At 65.1% G+C, this 21,629-nt stretch carries 23 protein-coding genes; 8 read left to right on the forward strand and 15 right to left on the reverse strand.

Annotated elements, in window-relative coordinates:
* Positions 1-26 precede the first annotated feature (26 nt).
* Positions 27-1,463: a serine hydrolase domain-containing protein gene (locus ACZK33_RS14905; protein ID WP_423174828.1), complete on the forward strand. Its 1,437-nt coding sequence runs from the start codon at positions 27-29 to the stop codon at positions 1,461-1,463.
* 187 nt (positions 1,464-1,650) lie between these two features.
* Positions 1,651-3,762: a TonB-dependent receptor family protein gene (locus tag ACZK33_RS14910; protein ID WP_423174827.1), complete on the forward strand. Its 2,112-nt coding sequence runs from the start codon at positions 1,651-1,653 to the stop codon at positions 3,760-3,762.
* A gap of 46 nt (positions 3,763-3,808) precedes the next feature.
* Here the strand turns inward: ACZK33_RS14910 and ACZK33_RS14915 are convergent, their stop codons facing one another.
* From ACZK33_RS14915 to ACZK33_RS14940, 6 genes are all read right to left on the reverse strand, one after another.
* The gene (locus tag ACZK33_RS14915; protein WP_423174826.1) at positions 3,809-4,327 is read right to left on the reverse strand and encodes a hypothetical protein; all 519 of its coding nucleotides are present in this window, start codon (positions 4,325-4,327) and stop codon (positions 3,809-3,811) included.
* A 13-nt stretch (positions 4,328-4,340) separates the two neighbouring features.
* Complete coding sequence (locus tag ACZK33_RS14920; protein WP_329893679.1) at positions 4,341-5,213, reverse strand: hypothetical protein; 873 nt, start codon at positions 5,211-5,213, stop codon at positions 4,341-4,343.
* Complete coding sequence (locus ACZK33_RS14925; RefSeq protein ID WP_121505165.1) at positions 5,213-6,058, reverse strand: energy transducer TonB; 846 nt, start codon at positions 6,056-6,058, stop codon at positions 5,213-5,215. Before ACZK33_RS14925 ends, ACZK33_RS14920 begins: the two co-directional genes overlap by 1 nt.
* A gap of 52 nt (positions 6,059-6,110) precedes the next feature.
* On the reverse strand, positions 6,111-6,890 hold the full coding sequence (locus tag ACZK33_RS14930; RefSeq protein WP_423174825.1) for a hypothetical protein: 780 nt from the start codon (positions 6,888-6,890) through the stop codon (positions 6,111-6,113).
* Positions 6,891-7,043: 153 nt separating this feature from the next.
* Positions 7,044-7,427 (reverse strand): nuclear transport factor 2 family protein, encoded by a 384-nt coding sequence (locus tag ACZK33_RS14935; protein ID WP_423174824.1) that lies wholly within the window; start codon positions 7,425-7,427, stop codon positions 7,044-7,046.
* Between the two features lie 52 nt (positions 7,428-7,479).
* Positions 7,480-8,055, reverse strand: coding sequence for a TetR/AcrR family transcriptional regulator (locus tag ACZK33_RS14940; RefSeq protein ID WP_049422101.1), 576 nt, complete (start codon positions 8,053-8,055; stop codon positions 7,480-7,482).
* A 69-nt stretch (positions 8,056-8,124) separates the two neighbouring features.
* Between ACZK33_RS14940 and ACZK33_RS14945 the strand changes: the two genes are divergently transcribed.
* Positions 8,125-8,670: a thioesterase family protein gene (locus tag ACZK33_RS14945; protein ID WP_049397600.1), complete on the forward strand. Its 546-nt coding sequence runs from the start codon at positions 8,125-8,127 to the stop codon at positions 8,668-8,670.
* A gap of 37 nt (positions 8,671-8,707) precedes the next feature.
* Here ACZK33_RS14945 and ACZK33_RS14950 read toward each other — a convergent pair whose 3' ends face one another.
* Together ACZK33_RS14950 and ACZK33_RS14955 are read right to left on the reverse strand one after the other, a co-directional pair.
* Complete coding sequence (locus tag ACZK33_RS14950) at positions 8,708-8,887, reverse strand: hypothetical protein (protein ID WP_147427894.1); 180 nt, start codon at positions 8,885-8,887, stop codon at positions 8,708-8,710.
* Between the two features lie 320 nt (positions 8,888-9,207).
* Positions 9,208-10,338 (reverse strand): agmatine deiminase family protein, encoded by a 1,131-nt coding sequence (locus ACZK33_RS14955; RefSeq protein WP_423174823.1) that lies wholly within the window; start codon positions 10,336-10,338, stop codon positions 9,208-9,210.
* A 105-nt stretch (positions 10,339-10,443) separates the two neighbouring features.
* Here ACZK33_RS14955 and ACZK33_RS14960 point away from each other — a divergent pair, with 105 nt between their 5' ends.
* Positions 10,444-11,328 carry a LysR family transcriptional regulator gene (locus ACZK33_RS14960; protein WP_423174822.1) on the forward strand — a complete coding sequence of 295 codons (885 nt, stop codon included), beginning with the start codon at positions 10,444-10,446 and terminating at the stop codon, positions 11,326-11,328.
* Here ACZK33_RS14960 and ACZK33_RS14965 read toward each other — a convergent pair.
* Positions 11,303-12,085: an SGNH/GDSL hydrolase family protein gene (locus ACZK33_RS14965; RefSeq protein WP_423174821.1), complete on the reverse strand. Its 783-nt coding sequence runs from the start codon at positions 12,083-12,085 to the stop codon at positions 11,303-11,305. The two genes, ACZK33_RS14960 and ACZK33_RS14965, sit on opposite strands and share 26 nt — an antisense overlap.
* Positions 12,086-12,134: 49 nt before the next feature.
* Positions 12,135-13,100 carry a DUF2268 domain-containing putative Zn-dependent protease gene (locus ACZK33_RS14970; RefSeq protein ID WP_423174820.1) on the reverse strand — a complete coding sequence of 322 codons (966 nt, stop codon included), beginning with the start codon at positions 13,098-13,100 and terminating at the stop codon, positions 12,135-12,137.
* Positions 13,101-13,238: 138 nt separating this feature from the next.
* Here ACZK33_RS14970 and ACZK33_RS14975 point away from each other — a divergent pair, with 138 nt between their 5' ends.
* Entirely contained in the window at positions 13,239-14,222 is a 984-nt protein-coding gene (locus tag ACZK33_RS14975; RefSeq protein ID WP_423174819.1) for a hypothetical protein, read from the forward strand.
* A gap of 10 nt (positions 14,223-14,232) precedes the next feature.
* Here ACZK33_RS14975 and ACZK33_RS14980 read toward each other — a convergent pair whose 3' ends face one another.
* From ACZK33_RS14980 to ACZK33_RS14990, 3 genes are all read right to left on the reverse strand, one after another.
* Entirely contained in the window at positions 14,233-14,553 is a 321-nt protein-coding gene (locus tag ACZK33_RS14980; RefSeq protein ID WP_005410210.1) for a hypothetical protein, read from the reverse strand.
* A gap of 190 nt (positions 14,554-14,743) precedes the next feature.
* Entirely contained in the window at positions 14,744-17,206 is a 2,463-nt protein-coding gene (locus tag ACZK33_RS14985) for a S9 family peptidase (protein WP_049463181.1), read from the reverse strand.
* Positions 17,207-17,373: 167 nt separating this feature from the next.
* A complete protein-coding gene (locus ACZK33_RS14990; RefSeq protein WP_164161270.1) occupies positions 17,374-17,703 on the reverse strand; it encodes a hypothetical protein in 330 nt (109 codons plus the stop codon).
* 342 nt (positions 17,704-18,045) lie between these two features.
* Here ACZK33_RS14990 and ACZK33_RS14995 point away from each other — a divergent pair, with 342 nt between their 5' ends.
* Genes ACZK33_RS14995 through ACZK33_RS15005 form a run of 3 tightly spaced genes read left to right on the forward strand, consistent with a single transcriptional unit; the run spans position 18,046 to position 19,893 of the window.
* Positions 18,046-18,696 (forward strand): hypothetical protein, encoded by a 651-nt coding sequence (locus ACZK33_RS14995; protein ID WP_164161269.1) that lies wholly within the window; start codon positions 18,046-18,048, stop codon positions 18,694-18,696.
* 50 nt (positions 18,697-18,746) lie between these two features.
* Positions 18,747-19,523, forward strand: coding sequence for a HipA family kinase (locus ACZK33_RS15000; protein ID WP_423174818.1), 777 nt, complete (start codon positions 18,747-18,749; stop codon positions 19,521-19,523).
* The gene (locus tag ACZK33_RS15005) at positions 19,501-19,893 is read left to right on the forward strand and encodes a DUF3037 domain-containing protein (RefSeq protein WP_049400180.1); all 393 of its coding nucleotides are present in this window, start codon (positions 19,501-19,503) and stop codon (positions 19,891-19,893) included. Before ACZK33_RS15000 ends, ACZK33_RS15005 begins: the two co-directional genes overlap by 23 nt.
* Before the next feature lie 12 nt (positions 19,894-19,905).
* Here the strand turns inward: ACZK33_RS15005 and ACZK33_RS15010 are convergent, their stop codons facing one another.
* Both ACZK33_RS15010 and ACZK33_RS15015 read right to left on the reverse strand, forming a co-directional pair.
* The gene (locus ACZK33_RS15010; RefSeq protein ID WP_125892069.1) at positions 19,906-20,130 is read right to left on the reverse strand and encodes a hypothetical protein; all 225 of its coding nucleotides are present in this window, start codon (positions 20,128-20,130) and stop codon (positions 19,906-19,908) included.
* A gap of 62 nt (positions 20,131-20,192) precedes the next feature.
* The gene (locus ACZK33_RS15015) at positions 20,193-21,623 is read right to left on the reverse strand and encodes a serine hydrolase domain-containing protein (protein ID WP_423174817.1); all 1,431 of its coding nucleotides are present in this window, start codon (positions 21,621-21,623) and stop codon (positions 20,193-20,195) included.
* Positions 21,624-21,629: the final 6 nt, after the last annotated feature.

A 21,629-nucleotide genomic window follows, 5' to 3' on the forward strand; every position in this document is an offset into this window, starting at 1 on the left:
GCCATCACCGCTGACGGATCACCGCGATGTACCGCACCTTTGCTGCTGCATTGCTCTGCGCCCTGTTCGCTGCTCCGATCGCTTCGGCGCGTGAGTCCCCTGGCGATCTTTCCAATCAGCTCGACGCCCAACTGCAGAGCAACCGCGAGCGCTACGGCATCGCCGGCCAGGCGGTACTGGTCGCCCACAACGGCCAGGTGCTGTACCAGGGCGCCAGCGGCGAACGCGATCCCGCTGCCCATGTGCCTGCCACTGTCGATACCATCTTCGCCGCGCAATCGATGGCCAAGCTGCTGACCAGCACGCTGGTGATGCAGCTGGTGGACCAGGGCAAGGTGGATCTGGATGCACCAGCCAGCCGCTATGTGCCGGACCTGCCATCAGCATGGCAGACCATTCACGTACGCGATTTCCTCAACCACAGCTCGGGTATCGGCGAGTATTACGACCGGGTGGACAACCGCTGGGTGAGCAAGGGCTACACCGGAGTGGCGCCGGACCTTGCAGCAGCGCTGAAGGTGGCCGGCGCGACACCGATGCAGTTCGTCACCGGCAGCCGCGTGCAGTACACCCAGGCCAACTACCTGGTGCTGACCGCCTTGCTGGAAGCGCATTACGGCAAGCCCTACCCGGCCATCGCGCGCGAACGCATCCTGCAACCGCTGAATATGACCAGCACCTCATGGGGCGTCACCAGCGTGCCAGCCACGCGCGCGGCGGTGCCTTACATCGGCAAGGACGGCGCATTGCAGCCGGCCAATGAAGACCCCTGGCCGAACTACGGTTGGGGACACGCCGACCTGCAGACCACCGTGGGCGACATGAACCGATTCCTGCAGGCGCTGGCGACCGGCAAGCTGCTGCGCACTGCGACCCTGGAAAAACTCTGGCAGCCGCAGAAACTGGCCGGCGGTGGCAGCAATTTCTTCTCCACCGGTTGGGATACCACCCGCAGCGACGGCTACACCCAGGTCGGCCACGATGGCGGCACCCGTGTACGTGCGCGGCTGGCCTACAAGGGCACGCTGGCCAACGGCTACTGGGTGTTCGTGTACCTGACCAACGGCAGCGCCCGCAATGTCTGGTCGAGCACGCTGGTCGAGAGCACGATGGCGGTGGCCGCGCCGGAGGAGTTCCCACATACGGTGTTGTCCGAGCGACTGATCGCGTATGCGCTGGATGACAGCGCTGGCGCGGCCGAAGCTGTGCATCGCTGGCTGCGCGACAGCAACAAGGTTGCTGCCAGTGAACTGGAACGCGCGATCAATGCCGATGGTTACGCGATCCGCGAGAGCCTCGGGGCACGCAAGGCAGTAAAGGTATTTGCTCTCAACACCGAGCTGTATCCGGATTCGGCAAATGCGTGGGACAGCCTGGCGGAATGCCATGCGGCGCTGGGTGAGAAGGAAGCGGCCGATCGGCTGTATGCAAAGGCCAAGGCGCTGGCGAAGCCGGCTCTGTAGAGTCGAGCCGTGCTCGACTCCGGGACACAGAGGCAGTCGAGCAAGGCTCGACTCTACAGAAAGCGAAAGACAGTCGAGCAAGCTCGACTCTACAAGGAGCGCGGGCGGCCATACGCCGCCGATGGGTGACGTGACGCCGCCGACCTGTTAACTTGCGCGCCACTTTCGTGGTTTACAGCATTCCCACATGTCGCTCTCGTCGTACCGCCCCGCCCCGTCGCTGTTGTTCCTGGCCGTTTCTCTTGGCCTCTCCTCCACCGCCGCTGCGGCCCCGCAGGCCACCACGCTGGATGCGGTGCAGGTCACCGCTGCCGCCGATGCCAGCGCGCAGGCGCGCGAGGCGCTGAAGCGCGTACCCGGCGCCGGCAACGTGATTGACGTAGCCAAGGGGGACAGCCGCTTGTCCAGCAGTGCCGATGTGCTGGCCTACCAACCGGGCATCAGTGCGCAGTCGCCGGGTAACGAGGGCACCAAGATCTCAATCCGTGGCTCGGGCATCAACCGGGGCCCGGGCGCGCACGCCTCGGGCATTGCGGTGTCGATCGACGGTCTGCCACTGACCGGCCCAGGCGGCACGCCCTACGAGCTGCTGGAACCGCTGTGGTTGTCGCGCGTGGAAGTCCTGCGCGGCGCCAATGGTTTCGAGCGTGGCGCCTTGGCACTGGGCGGTGCCATCGACTACATCAGCCGCAGCGGCCGCGATTCGGCGGGCGTGCAGCTGCACTACGAAGCCGGCAGCCGCGGTTACCAGAAGCGTGGTGTCAGCTGGGGTGGCGTCAGTGGTGACGTCGATTATTTCCTGGCCTACACCGATACCGAATTCGACGGCTACCAGCGCCATGCACGCGGCGATGGCAAAGGCGCGATGGCCAACATCGGCTGGCAGATCACGCCCGACCTGCAGACGCGCTTCTTCGTGCGCTACCGCGAAACCAATCACGAAACACCCGGTCGCCTGACCCGCGACCAGATCCGCAATGACCCGCACGCGGCGAACCCAGCCAACCTGGCCATCGATGCACGTCGCCCGCAGCCCGGCAGCACGTGGGTGGGCAACGTCACCACGCTGCAGATCGATGAGGATTCCTCGCTGCAGGCGGGACTGGTCTATCACAAGTATCCGATGGACTTGAACGAGAGCCTGTACCGCCAGCAGCTGGACTACGCCAACGTCAACGCCACGTTGGACTACCGCCACCGCCACCGGCTGTTCGGCCTGGACAGCGAAACCACGGTCGGCCTGCGCGTCACCCACGATCTGGACGCCGATGTGCGCGAGTCGCTGCGTTTTGCCAGCAACGGCTATGGCGCCGGTACGCGCACGCGTGACTTCCGCCACCACGGCACCGACAGCACGCTGCACGTCGGCAATATCCTCACCTTCAATGACCGCCTGCGCATGCAGACCGGGCTGGCACTGATCAACACCCGTCGCGATGTGCAGGTGACCTGGCCGAGCAGCGGCGGCCGCCTGCGCGACCACGACTGGGACTATGCGCCACGACTGGGCTTCACCTGGCAGCACAGCGCCCAGACCCAGTGGTTCGGCAACCTAAGCCGCTCGGTGGAGGCGCCGCACCCGTGGTCGATGATCTGGGGCTCGAACCAGTACTTCGGGCCGGGCAATGGCCCGTCCACCGGCCGCCAGCGCGCGCCGGTGCCGATGCAGAACCAGACCGCCACCACGCTGGAACTGGGCGCGCGCGGTGACGCGGCGCTGGGTCGCTGGGAACTGACCGGCTACTACGCGCACGTAAACCACGAACTGCTGAGCGTCGAACTGCAGCCGGTACCGAACCTGTTCATCGCCGAGAACAACGCCAGCCCCACCGTACACCGCGGCATCGAAGCCGGATTGGACAGCACCCTGTGGCAGGGAGCGCCGGGCCGCCTGTCGCTGCGCCAGGCGTACACCTTCAGTGACTTCCGCTATCGCCACGATGCGCGTTTCGGCAGCAACCGCCTGCCCGGCCTGCCGCGCCACGCTTACCAGGCCGAGCTGCGCTTCGATCACGCATCCGGCCTGTACGCTGCGCTCAATACCGAATACGCCTCGCGCATCGCCGTCGACTACGCCAACAGCTACTGGGCCGACAGCCATGTGATCTTCGGCAGCCGCATCGGCTACGACGCACCCGGTGGCCGCTGGCAGGCCTGGGCGGAGATGCGCAACATCGGCAACCGCCACCACGCCGCCACGGTCACGCCGGGCTACAACGATGCCGGCAAGGATGTCGCCCGCTCGACGCCGGGCGAAGGCCGTGGCATCTACGCTGGTGTGCGTTTGCGCTTTGACTGATGACCGCAGGCGGCGCCGGGTGTGATCCAGCGCCGCCGTTTCAATGTCAGCTGATGCGCCACGCCGGCAGGCGCTCGCTGCGTTTCCAGATGGAAGGCGCGAAGCCGATCAGCACCATCGCCGCCAGCCACTTCGGTGAGGTAGTGAGCAGTGTCGATGTGAGCGAGCCATCGACGGGGGCGGCCATTTCCTGCCACGGGTTGTAGCCCAGGTAGACGACGCTGCCAGCCCACCACAGCAACGCCACACCGACACCCGCCAGCAACAGGGCCAGCGTGCGGCAGGTCCATCGTTGCGAGGTGGTGCCCCATTCGCGGGATACCGCCACCAGCAGGCCCACCACCAGCAGCGAAATCAGGGCCACCAGGCCGATATCGACCTTGGGCCCAATACGCTCATAAGTGCAGGTGCGGCATTGCGCCTCTTCCGCGGCAGTAGCGGCTTCGGCGCCATCGGCCTGCCCGGCTGCAGGCTGTGCCAGTGCTGCAAACGGCAACAACACAGCCAGCAGCGTCACCATGATCCAACGAAACAACATCCTGTTCCTGCGTGCAGCGACATCCATGCGCTCTTCCTCGTCAGTGGTTGTACGTCCAGGGCCGCAGTACGCGGCCGTCCCATACGCCGCCCAGACCCCGTTCCGGGGGTTCGGCCATCCAGCGTCCTTGTTCCCGATGCAGTACGACAAGCTCCCGGTAGACGAAATCGTCGGAACACGAATCCCAGGCGACCGCGATCATAGCCCACTGCCCATCGACGCTGAAAACGGGCCGGGTCAGATAGACGACGTGGTCGTATGTCCGAGTCGGCCGATGCACCGTTGTCCCGCACCCCTGCTCCCGCAGCGCTCGAAGCCTCGCGCTGTCCATCCGCTGCGCACCGGCCAATGCGGCCGCAGGCACTGGCGTGGAACGGCGATTGGCGGGAACCAGGTCCGCCTGCAGCTGCAACCGCAGCGCATGGATGTCCGGCGGCCACCAATCGTCCAGCGGCAGGACCAGATCGTCCACCTCCTGGCAGGTGGAGGCACTGCTGCCTGGCCAGCAATAGGGCAAGGTCTGCTCCATCACGTAGATGTCCTCCCCCACCGGGTCGGTCAACTGTGGCTGCTCCTGCGGGCGCCATCGATCGACGCGCGTGGACGGCGTCTGCGGTGCGGTGGGCACCTCGCTCAGCGGCGATGGCAGAACTGGTGTTGGCTGCGGCTCTGGCGGGGGTGGAGGGGGGAAAGGCGGCCTCTGCCGGATCGCCAGCGCCATCGCCTCCGCCTGCATCTGCGCCGTTCCCAGGTTGACCAATGGCGGACCGATCGCCTGCTGCCACCTCGGGCGCAGGCTGCAGACTCCGGCCATGAGAGCCAAAGCCGACAGCGCCGCCGCCAACGACGCAATGCGTCGCCAGACGATCCGTTGTTGGCAGTCACGGTCCGGCTTGAACGAGGTATCTGTCATCACGACTCCGGCAACGCGGGCCACAGGCCGTAGCCAAAGCTCATATAGCGGACAGGATCCACTCGAACACGCTCCCATCCGCCCTTGCTGCGGTGCAGAAGGTAGAGGGCGCGCATCGCCGTTCCTCCACTGCACAGATCCGAGGCGATCGATGCCATTGCCCAGTTCCCGTCCAGGCTGAACACAGGACGCTGCAGATAGACAACGCCCAGATCCGGATTGCCCCGGCCACCCGTGCATCCCTCGACGCCGCGTGCGCGCCGTTGCTGAAGCTCGTCCCACGTCATCCGTTGCGCTCGCACATGTGCAAGCTCAAACGCGAGGTCGGGTACGCGTACAGCCCGGCGGTTCGCAACCTGCAGCACCGCCTCCAGATGCTGCTGAAGTTGAAAGGACGCCGCACTGTCATCATCGCGCCACTCGACGACGCTGTGACGAACCTGGCAGACCGGGACGGGGTCTCCTTCACCGCAGGAAGGCGCAGTCCATTCCATCACTGCAAATGGCATGTCGGGTTCCCAGCCGCGCGGCTCGAAGTGTGCTGGCGCGACATCTGCCAGTGGCACCTCCGCGGTCGCGAACCCACTGTTGCCGGTCAGCATCGGGGAGGAGACTGCCTTCATTGGAATCGGTGGTACTGGCGGCTTTCCTGGCGGTGTCGGTCGCAGGTCGATGAGCTCTGCCATCACCTCGGCCTGCATCCGTGCCGTTCCCAGATTGATCGGAGGCGGGCTGACATCCTGCCGCCACTGCGGGCGCACGCTGGCCATCAGCGCTGCGCCAGCAGCCACGAACAGGACGACCGCTGTCGTCAGGATGCGCTTCCGTGCAATGCGCTGTCGCATGAAGCTCCTCGAAGAAATGAAGCAGGTTGGGATATCGGCCGGGAACGTGGCGCTACACTGCTTGAATAACCTGCAGCAGGTGGGTCGCTCCTGGAGCCAGCGTCTGCGCAAGCCAACCCAGCACAGCAAAGAACAGCAGCAGGCCGAGCAGCGGCCAGATCGTGTGCGTCACGCATACCCGCCACCATCCCTGCTCCTGCATGCCCTGCATGCGCCGGTACAGGCCTCCGGCGATGGCCGCGTCCACCAGCAGCTCAGCCATCAGCACTGGCGCCGACCACACAACCCACACGCTGGCCAGCAGAACGGTCGCCAGCAGCGCGACGAGGCCGAGGATCGCGAGCAACGGCAGGCCCGCTTCGTCTTCGGCCAGGCCGGTCAATGGCAGCTCACCGGCATCGTCGCCGCTGACCCGCGCCGACTCATTCCACGAAGCTGACGCGCCGCCACCTCCAGAACGGCCACCGACGCCGCTCCACGGTGATTCCACGGCACTTCCACGAGGCGATGGGCTACCACTGCCCACATCCGGCGACAGGCCATCCAGCACGTTGTCCCAGCGCCAGCGGATCCAGATCCACATCAGCAGCAGGAATACGCCATAGGCCAGCAGCACGGCCATCGGGTAGCGCAGCAGCATCGCGTCGATACCGGCCAGACGCAGCAGGTGCGAGGCGAGGAAACCGGCCGCACCGGTCAGGGCCACGATCAGCGCCATCTGCAGGCGCGGCCAGCCGAGCTGCTGCAGATGCTGCCGCGCGCGCACGACTTCACTGCCGCGATTAGCCGGCAGCTTCAATGGGCTGCGTGTAAAGAAACGGGTGCGTTTCATCGGCGCCGCTGGATGCCGCAGATCGTGCAGCGTGGAAGCTCGAAAACCTGATACTGCATGCGGACATCCTTGCCGGGCACGCGTAAGCGGTGGTGGGCGGATTCTACCGCGGGCAGGTCCGCTGTCCAGACGGCGGACCTGTGCCATCGATCTTCAGCTGCGGTCGATGATCCGCACGATGCGACCGTCCTCAAAAGCGAACTCGCTGCGTCCCTGCAGGGCCAGTTCCGTGCCCGCGCCGGGACCATCTGGAATGTCCTGCGCGAACACGCCACGCCAGCCGATGCTGGCCAGCGCCACATCATCCTCGAACGTCAGCTCAAGCAACCGCTGCTCGCGCTCGTGGAACATCTGGGCCGATTGCCGCGCCAGTTCGCCGAAGGCATCGATGCCTTCGGTGACCATCGTCAGCTGGCTGCCGCTGTGGTTCTCGAATCGCACGTTATGCGCCAGCACCGCCAGCATGGCGTCGATGTCGAAGCGGTTGTAGGCCTGCAGGTAGTGCTCAATCAGGTGGCGGCAGTGCGATTCGTCCATGGCGGCGTCCAGTCAGGGCCTGCGCCGAGTCTCCCGCGACCGTGCCGCCGGATCAAGGCCGCGCGGCGGCTTTCAACAACTGCGCGGCCACCTGGTCGAACGGGGCGATGTCCTGCAGAGCGCGGCACATCGCCACCGCACCTTCCACGCTGGCAATCACCAGACTGGCCAGCCCACCTGCGGCGGCCGGATCGTGTCCGTCGGCGACGAACGCTGCGGCCAGATGGCCCTGCCAGCGCGCGAATACCTCTGCAGCTGCCGCGCGCGGCTGGCTGTGCACCGCGTCAACCGGCTCCTCCACCGCAGCGGCCAGCACCGGGCAGCCGGCGCGGAAATCGGTGCGCAGCAGGCGCTCGCGCCACATCGTCAGGAACTGCTGCAGGCCCTGCACCGCCCCGCCCTTCAGCAGCTCCACCAACAACGCTTCGACCTTGTCGCCGGCCATATGGGTGGCACGCGCCAACAGCTCCTGCTTGCCGCCGGGAAAGTGGTGATAGGTGGAGCCCAGCGGTGCCTCGGCCAGCTTGGTGACCTCACGGATGCTGGTGGCATTGAGACCCACGCGCGCCAGCATCTGTGCCGCAGCATCAATCACGCGTTGTGGCGCATCAGAGGGACGCGGGCTCACGGCAGGCTCCTTGCCAGGACAGTCGTCATAGATTAGCGTACCGGCGATTCTATAACAGTCGTCATAACCATGAATCTCTGGTTCCGCCTGCTCCACCTGCTCCTGTGCAGCCTGTTCCGGCCCAAGCTGGAGGCCCCGTTCGGGGTCTCGCGGCTGCAGTTCCGGGTACTGCCGAATGACCTGGACAGCAACCTGCACATGACCAACGGCCGCTACTGGAACATCTTCGACCTGGGCCGGCTGGACCTGATCCTGCGCATGGGCCTGGGACGGGTGGCGCTGCGCGAGAAGTGGGCACCGATCGTCGGCGCCGGCACCATCCAGTTCCGCCGCGAGCTGAAGCCGTTCCAGCGCTTCACCCTGGAAACGCGGCTGGTCGGCTGGGTCGGCTCGCGCGGGATCATGGAGCAACGCGTACTGATCGGGCCCGAGCAGAAGATCGCCACCCGTGCGCTGCTGGTCACCGGCATCTACGACCGCCGCGCGCGGCAGTTCCTGGGCATGCCGAAGATGATGGAAGCGATCGGCGTGGTCGCCCCGCCGTCGCCGCCGCTCAGTGCAGCCGCCGAGGCGCTGCTGGCTGCCGATGCGGCGTTGAAACAGGACGACGCCTGAGCGCGCTGGATGTGCGCGCCATGCAGGTGCTGCCGCCTCAGTCCGGCAGCCGCAAAACTCCGACCACACCACAGGCGACGCCTGCCAGCAGGATCGAGTAGATCAACCACACCGGCCCACCCTGCGAATAGCCGAAGATCACCCATGCCTCACGGATCGGACGGCGGGTCATCCAGGGAATCAGCAGCAGCGCCAACAGCGGCAGACCGCAACTCATGCCGGCTGCCAGCAGCAATGGAAGTGAATCTGTACTGGCGTAGTGACCCAACGGCCAGATCAACAGGCCGCTGATCAACCCGAGCAGGAAAAGCGCGTTTGCACTCCAGATGGAAGCGCGATGGCGGCGTCGCAGGTAGACCAGACTACGGCCGCGGTAGTGACTGGGAAGTCGACCGGCAGCTCGCCGTGCAATCATCGTGGCGATACTGCCGCCCACCAATCCACTCCATATGCCCGTATCCAGATCCATCTGCTCCCCCGAGCATGTGTACCTGGAGCATCATGACATGACCTCCGGCGCGTCAACGCAACAGTGGACTACACCTTCGGCATGTTCTTGGTCACGCAATGGATGCCGCCACCGCCACCGGCGATGGCATCGATATCCACCTGCTCGATCACGCGGCCGGGATACATGTCTTCCAGTAGTTCGCGGCAGAATCCATCGGCTTCGTCGTCTCCGAACTGCGGCGCGACCACTGCGCCGTTGATCGGCAGGTAGTTGATGTAGCCCATCGCCAGATCGTCGTTGTCGCGCGTATGCACGTTGTCGCGCCCGTCCTGCGGCGGCGGCAGCGTATGCACCTGCAGGCGACGGCCATCGGCATCGGTGGCCCCGCGCAGGATCCGCAGATGCTCGCGGGTCAGGTCGTAATCGTAGGACTCCGGATCGTTGTCCAGATTGGCGATCACCACGCCCGGGCGTACGAAGCGCGCATAGAAGTCCACGTGCGCATCGGTGATGTCCTTGCCGGCGATGCCGGGCAGCCAGATCACCTTGCGCAGGCCCAGGTGAAGCTTCAGCTCGGCCTCGATATCCGCGCGCGACCAGTCCGGATTGCGGTTGCGGTTGACCCAGCAGCTTTCGGTGAGGATGGCCGTGCCATGGCCATCGACTTCGATGCCACCGCCCTCGCCCACCAGATCGCTTTCCAGCAGCGTCGCACCGGTCACCTGCGCCAGCCACGGCGCCAGCGCGCCATCGTTGCGCGCGCTCTGCTTGCCACCCCAGCCGTTGAAGTTGAAGTCGACCAGGCCCAGGCCGCCCTTGTCATTGGTGACGAAGCAACCACCGTAATCGCGCACCCAGATGTCATCCAAGGGCACGTCCAGGAACTCGATGTTGTCACGGCCACAGCGATCCTGCGCCTGCTTCAACTGCGCCGGACGGCACAGCACGCTGATCGGCTGGTGGCGGGCGATGGTACGGGCCAACCGCGCCACGGCGGAGTTCACCGCATCGGCCTGCGCGCCCCACACCCGCGGCTGCGCGGCGAAGGCAAGGAACACGCGTTCCTGTGGGCCGTGCTCGTCCGGCATGCGCCAAGTCCCCGCACCTGGCCCTGCTGCAGCCACGCGACCCGGCAGCCCGGCCAGGCCCAGAGCAGCCAGGCCGCCAAGACCGGCGGCGCCCGCCAGCTGGGTGAGGAAGTGACGACGGTTGCTCATGACAGGCTCCATGGCCGGTGCGGGATGGGCGCTATGCTGCGCTTGCCGACACATAAGAACAAACGATAGATTCAGCCATCAATTGAACAGTTTTACTTATCTGAAATGCTCAAGCACTGGCCACCACTGAACGCGCTACGGGGTTTCGAGGCTGCGGCCCGGCTGGGCAGTTTCCACCGTGCGGCGGAGGAACTGCACCTGACCCAGTCGGCCATCAGCCAGCAGATCCGGGGTCTGGAAGCGTCGCTGCAGCAGCCGTTGTTCTTCCGGCAGGGCCGCAGCGTCACCCTCACCGATGCCGGCATCGACCTGCTGGAAACAACGCAGGCGCTGCTGCGGCAGCTGGCCAGCGGCATCCGCCGGCTCGATCAGTACCGCAAGCCCAATCAACTGATCGTCAACGCCAGCCCGGCCTTTGCTCGGCATTGGCTGGTGCCACGCCTGGCCAGCTTTCACCGGCTGCATCCCGACGCCGACCTATGGCTGCTGACCAGCGAGGAAGCGCCGGACATGACCACGCAGACGCTGGACGTAGCGGTACGTGATGACCTCGACTCACAGGCGCAGTGCCAGCATCGCGTGCTGCTGCAGGATCGTCTCTATCCAGCCTGCCATCCGGCCCTGCTCGCCACACCGGCGCACGAACGCCTCACCCTGCATGGCGAGCGCGAGATGGACTGGAGCCAATGGCAGGTACAGGGTGGCGCCGATGTCGGCCAGCGTCGCGAGGGAATGAATTTCTCCGAGCCCGGGCAGTTGCTGGATGCAGCCTGCCAAGGGCTGGGTATCGCCTTGGTCAGCGAGCTGCTGGCAGCCCAAGCCTGCGAACAAGGCCTGCTGCAACCATTGGATGATGCACGCGTGCGCGGCCCCCGCTGGAGTTGGCTGGTACATGAGGAGAGTGCAACCGATCCGCTGGTGATCAGTTTCTGCGAGTGGCTGCTGGCAAGCCTGCCCGGCGGAGCTACTTCTGCTGCAGCGCGCGCTTGACCGCCGCCTCGGCCAACGGCGCCATCACCGCATAGCCCTTCGCCGTAGGATGCACGCCGTCCTCCGCCAACTGCGGGTCCAGTCCGCCGATCGCATTGGCCATCGGCGTGTAGTAGTCCAGATAGACCAGCTGCTGTGCATCGGCATAGCGCTTCAATGCCGTGTTCAATGCACGCACCTTGGGCGCAGGTGCTGTGCCCGGCAGCCACGGGTAATCGCTGACCGGCAGCACTGATGCCAGCACTACGGCGATGCCATGTGCACGGGCAAGGTCCACCATCGCGTGCAGGTTGTCTTCGATCATCGCCTGCGTGAATGGGCCAGTGTTGCCTGCAATGTCGTTGGTGCCGGCCAGGATCACCACCACCTGTGGCTTCAGTGCCAGTACGTCCTGCGGGAAACGCACCAGCATCTGCGCCGTGGTCTGGCCGCTGATGCCGCGGTTGAGCCAGCCCTTGCCGGGGAAAAACGCTTCGCTGCCTTCCCTGCCCCAGCCTTCGGTGATCGAGTCACCGAAAAGCACCACGCGTGGTTGCCCCGGTACGGCGGCAGGCAGTCGTGCGTTGGCGTCGCGGTAACGCTGCAGTTCCGGCCAATCGGCCAGGCGCTGCTGCATGAAGCGCACCTCATCCGGGCGCAGGCGATCGACAGGTTCCACCAACAACGGATTGATGGCGGGCGCATCGGCCGCCACCCCATGGGCGCTCAGCGCGATACCGAGGACAACCGCGGCCAGGCCGCCGGACACGGAACGCATCGGGTCTCTCCCTTGAATGTCCGGGCCAGTCTAGCGCGCGGCCCCGCGCTCAGCGTGCCGCCGACCGCGCCGCCACACCGGTCACCTTGGCCGGCATCCACATACCCGGCGTCCAGCCGCTGGCGGCCAGGATCGTCTTCGGGTTGTCCTGCTGGATCAGCGCGCGCACTGCGTCACGCTTGTCCTTGGCCTGCAGGTAATAGGCCTTGGCGATGCGGTAGCCCACCCAGTAGCCCAGATCATAGGGTTCCTGCGAACCGGGTTTGTAGTTGTACAGCCACGGCGACAGATCGGTGCTGTCCAGATCCAGTGCGAATGCGCTCTCGATATGCACTTCCCTGCCGCGCGTCCACGCCGCATGTCGCCCGTTGCCGACGTTGCCGGAAATCAGTTCGGCGATGAACTCAGCAATGCCCTCGCCCAACGAAACACGCAGCACCGTCGCATGCGGGTCGCCCGGCTCGAAGTCGGTCAGGCCGGTCTGCTGGATGTGCACGTACTCGTGCGCGATCACATGCACGAAGCGGTCCTGCACATTGGGATTCATGAAATCGGCTGCGCACAGCGCTTCCAGGCCGATGATCACGCCGCTTTTCGAGGTCAACCCTACCGGACGACCACGGCCGACGGCGATGGTCACCGGCGGAAACGCAGCCTGCGGATAGATGGCCTGCAGGTTGGAAAACACCTGCGTCAGACGTTGTTTCACCGCCGGCAGTTCGGCCAGGCAGCTTCGCCCCTGCACATACAGCTCCGGCTGGCTGGCGATGGACTCGGCAATGCGCTCGGGGGTGACCCGGCGCGCCTTGGCCAGCTCGGCCAGGCCCGCCGAACCCTCGGCCATGTAGCCACGCAACTGCGCAACGCTGGGTTTGCCACCTGCGTTGTCGTACAGCGCGTAGAAACGGCTGACATCGTCAGTGACAATCTGCGGCCCGGCCGGTGCCGCCGCCGTGGCCATGCCAACCACCCCGGCACAGGCCAGGGCCAACAGGCCGCGCAGGATCATGGACATCGCTCCGTCCTTGGTGGAGTGCATGCGAAGCGCGCAATCTATCACTCCGACCCGGCCGCCGCAGCAAGCAGATGCGGGCACCCCGGCGCTGTGCCAGACTCGCGTTGGCACCTGCCACGGAAGATAGAGCACCCCGCGATGATGATCGTTCCCGCCTACTGGGCCGAAGCCCGCCTGCCGGCCCGTTTCCGTGGCCGGCCGGTGGTGGTGCGCCGCTTCGGCTGGTCCGACGAAGGCCCTGCCGAGGCGCAGGTGCACGCCGACCGCCGCGCCAATGAAGCCCTCAATGCCATCCTCGCCGGACAGGTGCTGCCGCGTCGCGAAGTGCGCAGCAACTACGGCGTGGAAGGCGTGCCGATCCGCGAGCAGATCGTGCAGCGCGACGGCGACGTCGTCATAACCCGCAACAGCTATGGCGCACTGTGCCTCAACAGCCCGGACGTACTGTTCGCCGACATCGACCATGCGCAGCCGCCAGCCGGCTGCGTGATGCCGGCCATCGTTGCGGCGGTCGTGCTGCTTGCCGGCGCCGTCACCGGCACGCTGCTGTGGCATTGGCTGGTGGGACTGGTGCTGGGCGTGGCGGCGGTGGTTCTGGTCAATGCGGCATTGCTGATGCGCCGCAGGCAGCGGCTGGCCGCCGCCGGGGGCGCCGAGGGGTTGGCGCTGCGACGCGTGGAAGCCTTCAGCGAACAACACCCCCACTGGCATCTGCGCGCCTACCGGACGCCTGCGGGACTGCGTGTACTGGCGATGCATGCCACGTTCTCCCCGGAGGACGAGCAGCTGCAGGCATTCTTCAAGGCACTGGGCACCGATACCCTGTACGCGCGCATGTGCCGGCTGCAGCATTGCTTCCGTGCGCGACTGACACCGAAGCCGTGGCGCGTCGGCCTGAAGTACCGCATCCGCCCGCCAGTGGCCGCGTGGTCATCCGAACAGGCCAACAATCCGGATCGATTGGCCTGGATTGCCGAGTACGAAAAGAAGAGCGCCGGCTTCGCAGCCTGCGCTTATCTACGCAGTTTCGGCGATACCACCCGGGTGCATGCCAAGGCCGAGCACGTGCGCGACCTGCATGACGGGTTATCCCACGCGCAGGACCGCCTACCGCTGGCGTGAGGGCGGGTGCTCAATCAGCGCTCTGCACGAACGGCTGCCCTGCCAGGGTAGTGCCCAGCCGCACCGCAATCTGCTGTTCACCCTTCTCGAAGGTCGTCGCGCACTGCTTCCCGCCCTTCTGGCACCCCACTTCCGGAAAGCCCTCCAGCGATTCCGGCGCGCCCTGCGCCGGCTTCACCTGCCATCCCGCAGCATCCAGCAGGCGCTTGGCCTTGGCGTAGGGCATGCCGGCGATGATCCCCAGCTGCGCCAGCTCGGTGGGCAGCGACTGGGCATGGGCGTTTGAAACCAGGACCAACGACAACGTTGCAGCAAGAACGATGGCTTTCATTGCACCGACTCGGGACGAACTCACAGGGCCAGCCTAGCCCATCTGCGTGGCACGCGAATGTGCCGGTAACACGTCGTTACCGAGTCTCCACAGTTGATTGCAGAGCACGTGCGGCTGGTTACAGCCGAGCGTGGGCTCGGCGCTACAGCAGGATGCAGGAAGGCCACCCAGAGGTGGCCTTCCTGTTCCTTCACTTGGCGTTCTTCACGTAGGTGTCGAACCAGTTCAGCATCTCCGACACCAGCTGCTCGTTGGACTCCAGCGCGGTGTACCAGTGCGGTTCGTTCGGCAGCATCACCAGGCGGGTGGTACCGCCATTGCCACGAATGGCCTGGTACAGCTTGCGCGACTGGAACGGTTCGGTGCCCGGGTTGGCATCGTCCTCACCGTGCACCAGCAGCAGCGGCAGCTTGATCTTGTCGGCATAGAAGAACGGCGAGGCCTTCAGGTACACGTCCTGCGCCTGCCATACCGAGCGACGCTCGTTCTGGAAGCCGAACGGGGTAAAGGTCTTGTTGTAAGAACCGCTGGTCGCCACACCGGCCTTGAACAGGTTGGTGTGCGCGATCAGGTTGGCGGTCATCAGGCCGCCATGGCTGTGACCGGTCACGCCGATGCGGTTGCGGTCGACCACGCCCATGTCCACGGCCTTGTCCACCGCTGCCTTGGCGTCGGCTTCCAGCTGCTCCAGGTAGGTGTCGTAGGCGTTCTTCGGGTCACCCACGATCGGGAACGAGGCATTGTCGATGATCGCGTAGCCGGCCAGCAGCATCAGGCGGTACGGCTGCAGGCGGGTGAAGGTCTGCTGCGAACCGGACACCTGGCCGGCCTGCGCGGCATTGGCGAAGTCGGCCGGGTAGGCGTACAGGATCGCCGGCACGCGCTGGCCCTCCTTGTAGCCCGGCGGCGTGTACAGAGTGAACGACAGGTCCACGCCATCGGCACGCTTGTAGGTCACCAACTGCTTCTTGATCTGGCGCACTTCCGGGGTCGGGTCGACCAGTTTGGTCAGCGCGGTCGCGGTGGACGCGAACTGCGCCTCGCCGGCCTTCGCATCGGCCACTGCCTCCCCCTGCTGGCGGATGAAGGCGTTCGGCGGATCGATCACCGACTGGTGCCAGGTCAGGTAGCGCCCCGGCGTGTTGCTGAAGCCGAGGAACTGTTCGTAGGCGTCGGCACTGCTACGGAACAGGCGCTCGCTCTTCAGCGTGCCCAGGTCCAGGCGGTCCAGGAACGGACGATCGCCCTGCGGCGAGGCGCCACGGCCGCTGAGGAACACGTGGTTGCCCTCACGGCGCACGACCTGCGCACCATTCGGCAGACGGGTGAACACCAGGTTGCCGGGATTGCCGTACAGCTCATCGCTGGACATGTCCCACAGCAGGCGGCCTTCCTTCTTCGGCTGGTCCACATCGACGATGCGGGTCTGCATCCAGTGGCGGTTCTCGTCGTTCTCGTACTGGAAGGCTACGGCCGGATCGGCGGTCCACGCAAACCCTTCAAAACGCTGCGCGGTACGGGTGATTTCGGTCGGCTTGCCGTTGAACGGGGCCTTCAGCATCAGCACGCGGTCACGGTGCGGCACGCTGACCTTCCAGTCGCCCTTGTCCAGCGCTTCGGCATAGACCAGGGTCGCCGGATCGGTGGCTCGCCAGTCGAAACCGCGCGGGCCTTCCGGTACGCCGTGCACCGGCACGCGATCCGCCAGCGGCAGGCTGGCGATCGGCGTGCTGCGGCCATTGCTCACGTCCAGTACGGCCACGTCGTTGGCGAAGCGCTGGTAGGTCACCGCATGTGAGTACGGCGCCTTGATCGATTCGGTCAGCACGTGCACGCCGTCGGGCGCGGCGCTGACCTCGTTGAACAGCGCAGGCTGCCCCACCGGGCGCACGCTGCCCGCGGCGGTATCGACCACGGCCAGCTGCGAAGCGCCGTAGTAGGCGAACAGCTTTTCGTCATGCACGCTGGTCAGCGTGTCGCGGGCTTCGTAGGTGCTGCTCTCGCCACTGCTGCCCAGCGATTCCTGCGCATCCGGACCGGTCGGCACGCCACCGTTGGACGGCGCCGGACCCTGATTGGCCGGCACCAGTTTCACCAGCAGGTTCTGGCTGCCGCCCAGCCACTGCACGGTGTAGCCGAAGATCGGGTTCAGCTGCACGTTCGGCACCTGCTTCACCTGGCCGGTGGCCGCATCGCCCACCCACAGCTGCACGCTGGTATCGACCGCATTCTGGAAGGCGAAGTGGCTGCCATCGGCCGACCACAGCGCGCCAGTGGCGCAGCCCTGCGGCAGGTTGACCTTGGTCTCCTTGCCGCTGCCGATATCGACCAGGGTGAAGTCGGCCACGCAGGCCGGAATACCGTAGCCGCCGGGGGTGTCATGCCGACTGCGGTTCTTCGGCTCCAGGCGCACGCCGGCCAGCTTCAGGTACGGCTGGGCGACGCGGCTGATCGACGGATAGGTCTGCGCGGTGGTCAGCAGCAGGCGCTGGCCGCCCGGGGCCACGTTCGGCGCCGGCGGCGGCGGTGCCTTCAGCACCTTGAGCAGGTGTTCCGGCGGCTTCGCGTAATCGGCAAGCGCCGGGCCAGCGGCCAGCAGGCCGACGGTGGCAACGGCAACGGCCGCTGCCAGAGAGGTTCGACGGATCAGCATCCTTATCCCCTGGGGTGTGAATGGGTACCCGGAATCGGGCATGGCCCCGAATCTAGCACCGCAGGAGTTGTCGTGAATGGGCCGGAAGGGCTAGTGGCCGGATGGGGCAAAGTGCAGCTCCGGCAGGTGCCGGGGAGCTGCCGGCACCTGCCAGGCATGGCCTGGCACTACTGCTGGGCGTGCAGGTCCCAGGCGGTGAGATAGTCCGGGTCGACCACGATCATGCCGCTGTTGCTCATCCGGTACTCTCCCGGCTGGGCCGGCAGGTACTGGTCGAGCATCGGCGGCAGGTAACGCTCGTGGCCATCATTCTCGTCGGCCAGCACCACGCCTTCATCGGCACTGATGCGCAGCACCGTTCCCGCGTACTGTTCCAGTCCCTGCACCTGGCCGTCGCCGCCGTAGCGGGTCACCCCGACCAGCACCAGTTTTCCGATCATTTCCTCGACCTTGGCATCGTCTAGGGGAGGGAGCATGGGATTGAATTCGTCGCTCATAGGTTCACCTCGAAAGCCTGCAAGGGCATCGAAGGCCAGACGGGCCCCGGCTCAACAATGCGAGACGGCAAACGCTTGTGCCTCTCAAATGCATGAATGTGATCGATGGCTAACGTAACGCGGAGCGGAAGCGCGACTGACTGCGGTGAATGGGCAACCAAGGCCTGAACCCAGTGGCCGTAGCCAAGAACCAGCAGAATTGCAGTTGGATGCTGCCATCACCCATAGCACGACGGAGTGAAGGATCGGAATTCAAAGACAGGCGTCGCCCGCTTGTCGCTGGACTTCCATCAACAGCAAATCGCACCGTAGGCTAGAACCTGATCTGACGAGAGCTAATCCATGAAATGGACTTATCTAGGCGCCATCGGAATTGTGGCCCTTGCCTCAATCGCCTTGGTCGCGCTGACCTACAGGTTACATTTTCCCGGTTCTGTATCCCCTGACCCTTCTATCTGGGGCTCCTTCGGAGATTACTTTGGGGGCATCCTCAATCCGCTATTCGCGTTCCTCGCCTTTCTAGGCGTCCTTTGGTCGATCGGAATGCAGAATCAGCAGCTGAGAGACGCATCGATTGAGAAAAAGAGTGCGGAGATTCTTCTGGTCATCCGAGACATGGATGCGCGAATTCATACCCTTCTTGAAACCGAGGTCGGCAAGACATTCGATAGCGTAGGAGCAACTTCTCTAAGAATTAGACATATGGTATCGGAGGCGGGGAAGAAGGACCGAGCATCAGGACCAAGCGACAGCTACTTCTCATTCCTGAGCACAGCACGAGTAGAGGGCAGCATCGTTGAGTCGTCCACCAGGGATCTCCGTCACCTGGTGATCTCGATGCAGGAATTAATTGCTTTGCACCCGGTCGGTCCACGCAACGAACTACTTCCAATCACGAAGTACTATTCGAACAAGACCAGACCCGTCGCAATCCTGATCAACGACATAGAAGCTCTCTCAGGTGAACTCAAGCACTTCTACTCACTGAAGTAAGTGCAGGGGCCTATCTCTCATACAGATTGCGATCACGCTAGAATGCGTGCATGCGCACCGTACATGCCCTCCGCTACATCACCCCCTTGCGGGAAGGTGGCTCCCTGCCGGCCGTGGTCGAGACCGACGACGACGGCATGGCCGTGCTGAAGTTCCGTGGCGCCGGCCAGGGCCCGAAGGCTTTGATCGCGGAGCTGATCGCCGGCGAAATGGCGCGCACGCTGGGCCTGCCGATTCCGGAGATCCTGTTCGTGGAGCTGGACCGCGAGTTCGCCCGCACCGAGCCCGACCCGGAGATCCAGGAGCTGATCCGCGCCAGCGAGGGCCTGAACCTGGGCCTGGACTACCTGCCCGGCGCGATCAACTACGACCCGGCAGCGATGCCGGTGGATGCCGACCTGGCCTCGCGCATCGTCTGGTTCGATGCGTTCACCAGCAATGTCGATCGCACCACGCGCAACCCCAACCTGATGGTGTGGCACCGCAAGCTGTACCTGATCGATCACGGCGCGGCGATGTACTTCCATCACGACTGGGCCAACGCCGGCGATGCCTGCGAGAAGCCCTTCGTGCTGATCCGCGACCATGTGCTGCTGTCGTTCGCCAGCCGCATCGCCGAAGTGGACGCCGAGCTGGCCGCGCGCCTGACCGATGCCGAGATCGAGCGCATCGTCGGCCTGGTGCCGGACAGCTGGCTGGTGAATGAGCCCGCGTTCGACAGCCCGCAGGCCTATCGCCAGGGCTACATCAGTTATCTCAAGCACCGCCTGAAAGTGCGTGCGGTGTTCGTGCAGGAGGCCATCCGTGCCTACGCTGCACACGTATGACTACGCCGTCATCCGCGTGGTACCGCGGGTGGAGCGCGAGGAATTCATCAACGTCGGGGTGATCGTCTCCTGTCCCGGCGCGCGTCATCTGGAAGCGGCCATCGAGATCGATCCGGCACGCCTGCACGCCTTCGCGCCAGCGCTGGACCAGGAGGCGCTGCAGCCATGGCTGGATGCGATCGTGGCGATCTGCCGCGGCGATGCCAGCGCCGGGCCGATCGCGCAGCTGCCAGCGCGCGCACGCTTCCATTTCCTCACCGCCAAGCGTAGCTCGGTGGTGCAGATGTCGAGCACGCATGTGGGCCGCACGGCCGATCCGGCGGGTGTGGTGGAACACTTGATGACGAAGATGGTGCGGGTGCCGCGCTGACGCGCCCGTCTCTCACTTCCTGGCGCGCGCCCTGTGCCAGGCAATGAGCGCACAGGCTGCTGCAGCGGCAATCAACACCCACCCGGCTGCCGCTTGTCCATGCAGGTAGCCTTGTGCATACGCAGCACTGGCACCTTCGCTGGCCATGGCCGGAACACCCTTGAGTATCACGTGCACCCCACGCAGCAGCAGCACCATGCTGGCGACCAGACACACCACGGGAAGGAGTCGGCTCATGGCCCGATTCTGGTCCGCCACCTGCCCCAGCGTCAACATCGCTGCGGCATAGTCGCTCGGGACTACAGCGGCACTCTTCGCGCGATGTAGTTGACCACATTGCCGATCGCATCCGGATCGACATTGGCCAGCCCAACGATCACATAGCCCTGCGCGGGTAGCACCACGATGGCACTGTTCGATCCGGGCGCACCGCCTTCGTGGCCGTACTGATGCTCCCTGCCCTCGCCCTGCACCACGAAGCCGAACCCGTACCAGCCCTTGTGGTTCTGCGCCGTGGTGGCCTGCTGCAGCAATGCAGGTGAGACCAGCTTTCCGCTGCGCAGCGCCTCGGCGAACTTCACCATGTCGCTCACCGTGCTGTAGCCACCACCGGCTGACATGCCGCGCCAGGGCAGCGACTTCGTTTCACGGACCCATTGCCGATCCTGCTTCGTATAGGCGACGGCACGCTGTGGCACCGTCACTGTTTCCGGTTCGAAGCCGGTGCCGGTCATGCCTGCAGGGCGCAGGATGTGTTGCTCCACATAGGCATAGTACGACTGCCCGGAGACGGCCTCGATGATCCGCCCAAGCACGATGAAGCCATAGTTCGAGTAGCTGTCCTGGCTGCCGGGCGTGAACTGCGGTGCATCCTTGGCAAAGCGCTGCACATAGTCATCCAGCGTCTTCAGCGACGCGGAATACTGCTCGAAATCGTCGCCGAAGAAATCACCCAGGCCACTGGTATGGGTCAGCAGCTGGCGAACCGTCACGCTGTTGGCAACGGCCTTGTTCGGATAGTCCGGCAGGTGCTTGCCGATCGTGTCATCGAGACTGAGTTTGCCCTCCTGCACCCGCTGCAGTATGGCCACTGCGGTGAACATCTTGTTGGAGGACGCAAGGCGGAACTGCGTATCCACGCCCACTGGAATGCCAGCGGTGCGATCGGCATTGCCACCGCGCCAGTCCAGCAGCACCTTGCCGTTCCGTGCCACCTGCAACGCACCCGACAGCGCGTCCTGGGCCCGCAGCGCCTCCAGCCTTGCTGTGGCATCGGCCATCAGGGCAGGCAAAGCAACCCTCTCCGGTCTGTACTTGTCCGGCGTTTCAGTGCCTTCGATCTGGAACTGCTTCACATGCGCCGGGCTGGCCGGATCCATGACGACCGTCACCCACATCGCGCGCTCGCTCAGCTGGCCCATCACCAGCACCTTCGCGTGACCGGGCGCGCTCTGGCGTGTTTCCAGCACACGCAGGGGGCCGGTGCTCTCGCGGAACTCGAGATAGTCCTTGGGGCTGCTGCCTTCCTTCTTCGCGTAGGTATCAGCGAACGCCTGCAGTTGCTCGAGGCTGCCAGCGTTGAAGGCCGCCAGCCAGTCATCGATGGCGTCCTGCGCACGTGGATGTGCACGCTCGGAAGATGTGGCGCCGATTGCTGGAAAAACCGGGGTAACCAGTAGAACCGAACAGGCCAGTGCACTGCAGAGAAACAGGCGTCCAACAACCCTCATGGCAGT

The organism is Stenotrophomonas sp. 86156_Sma (assembly GCF_056481625.1).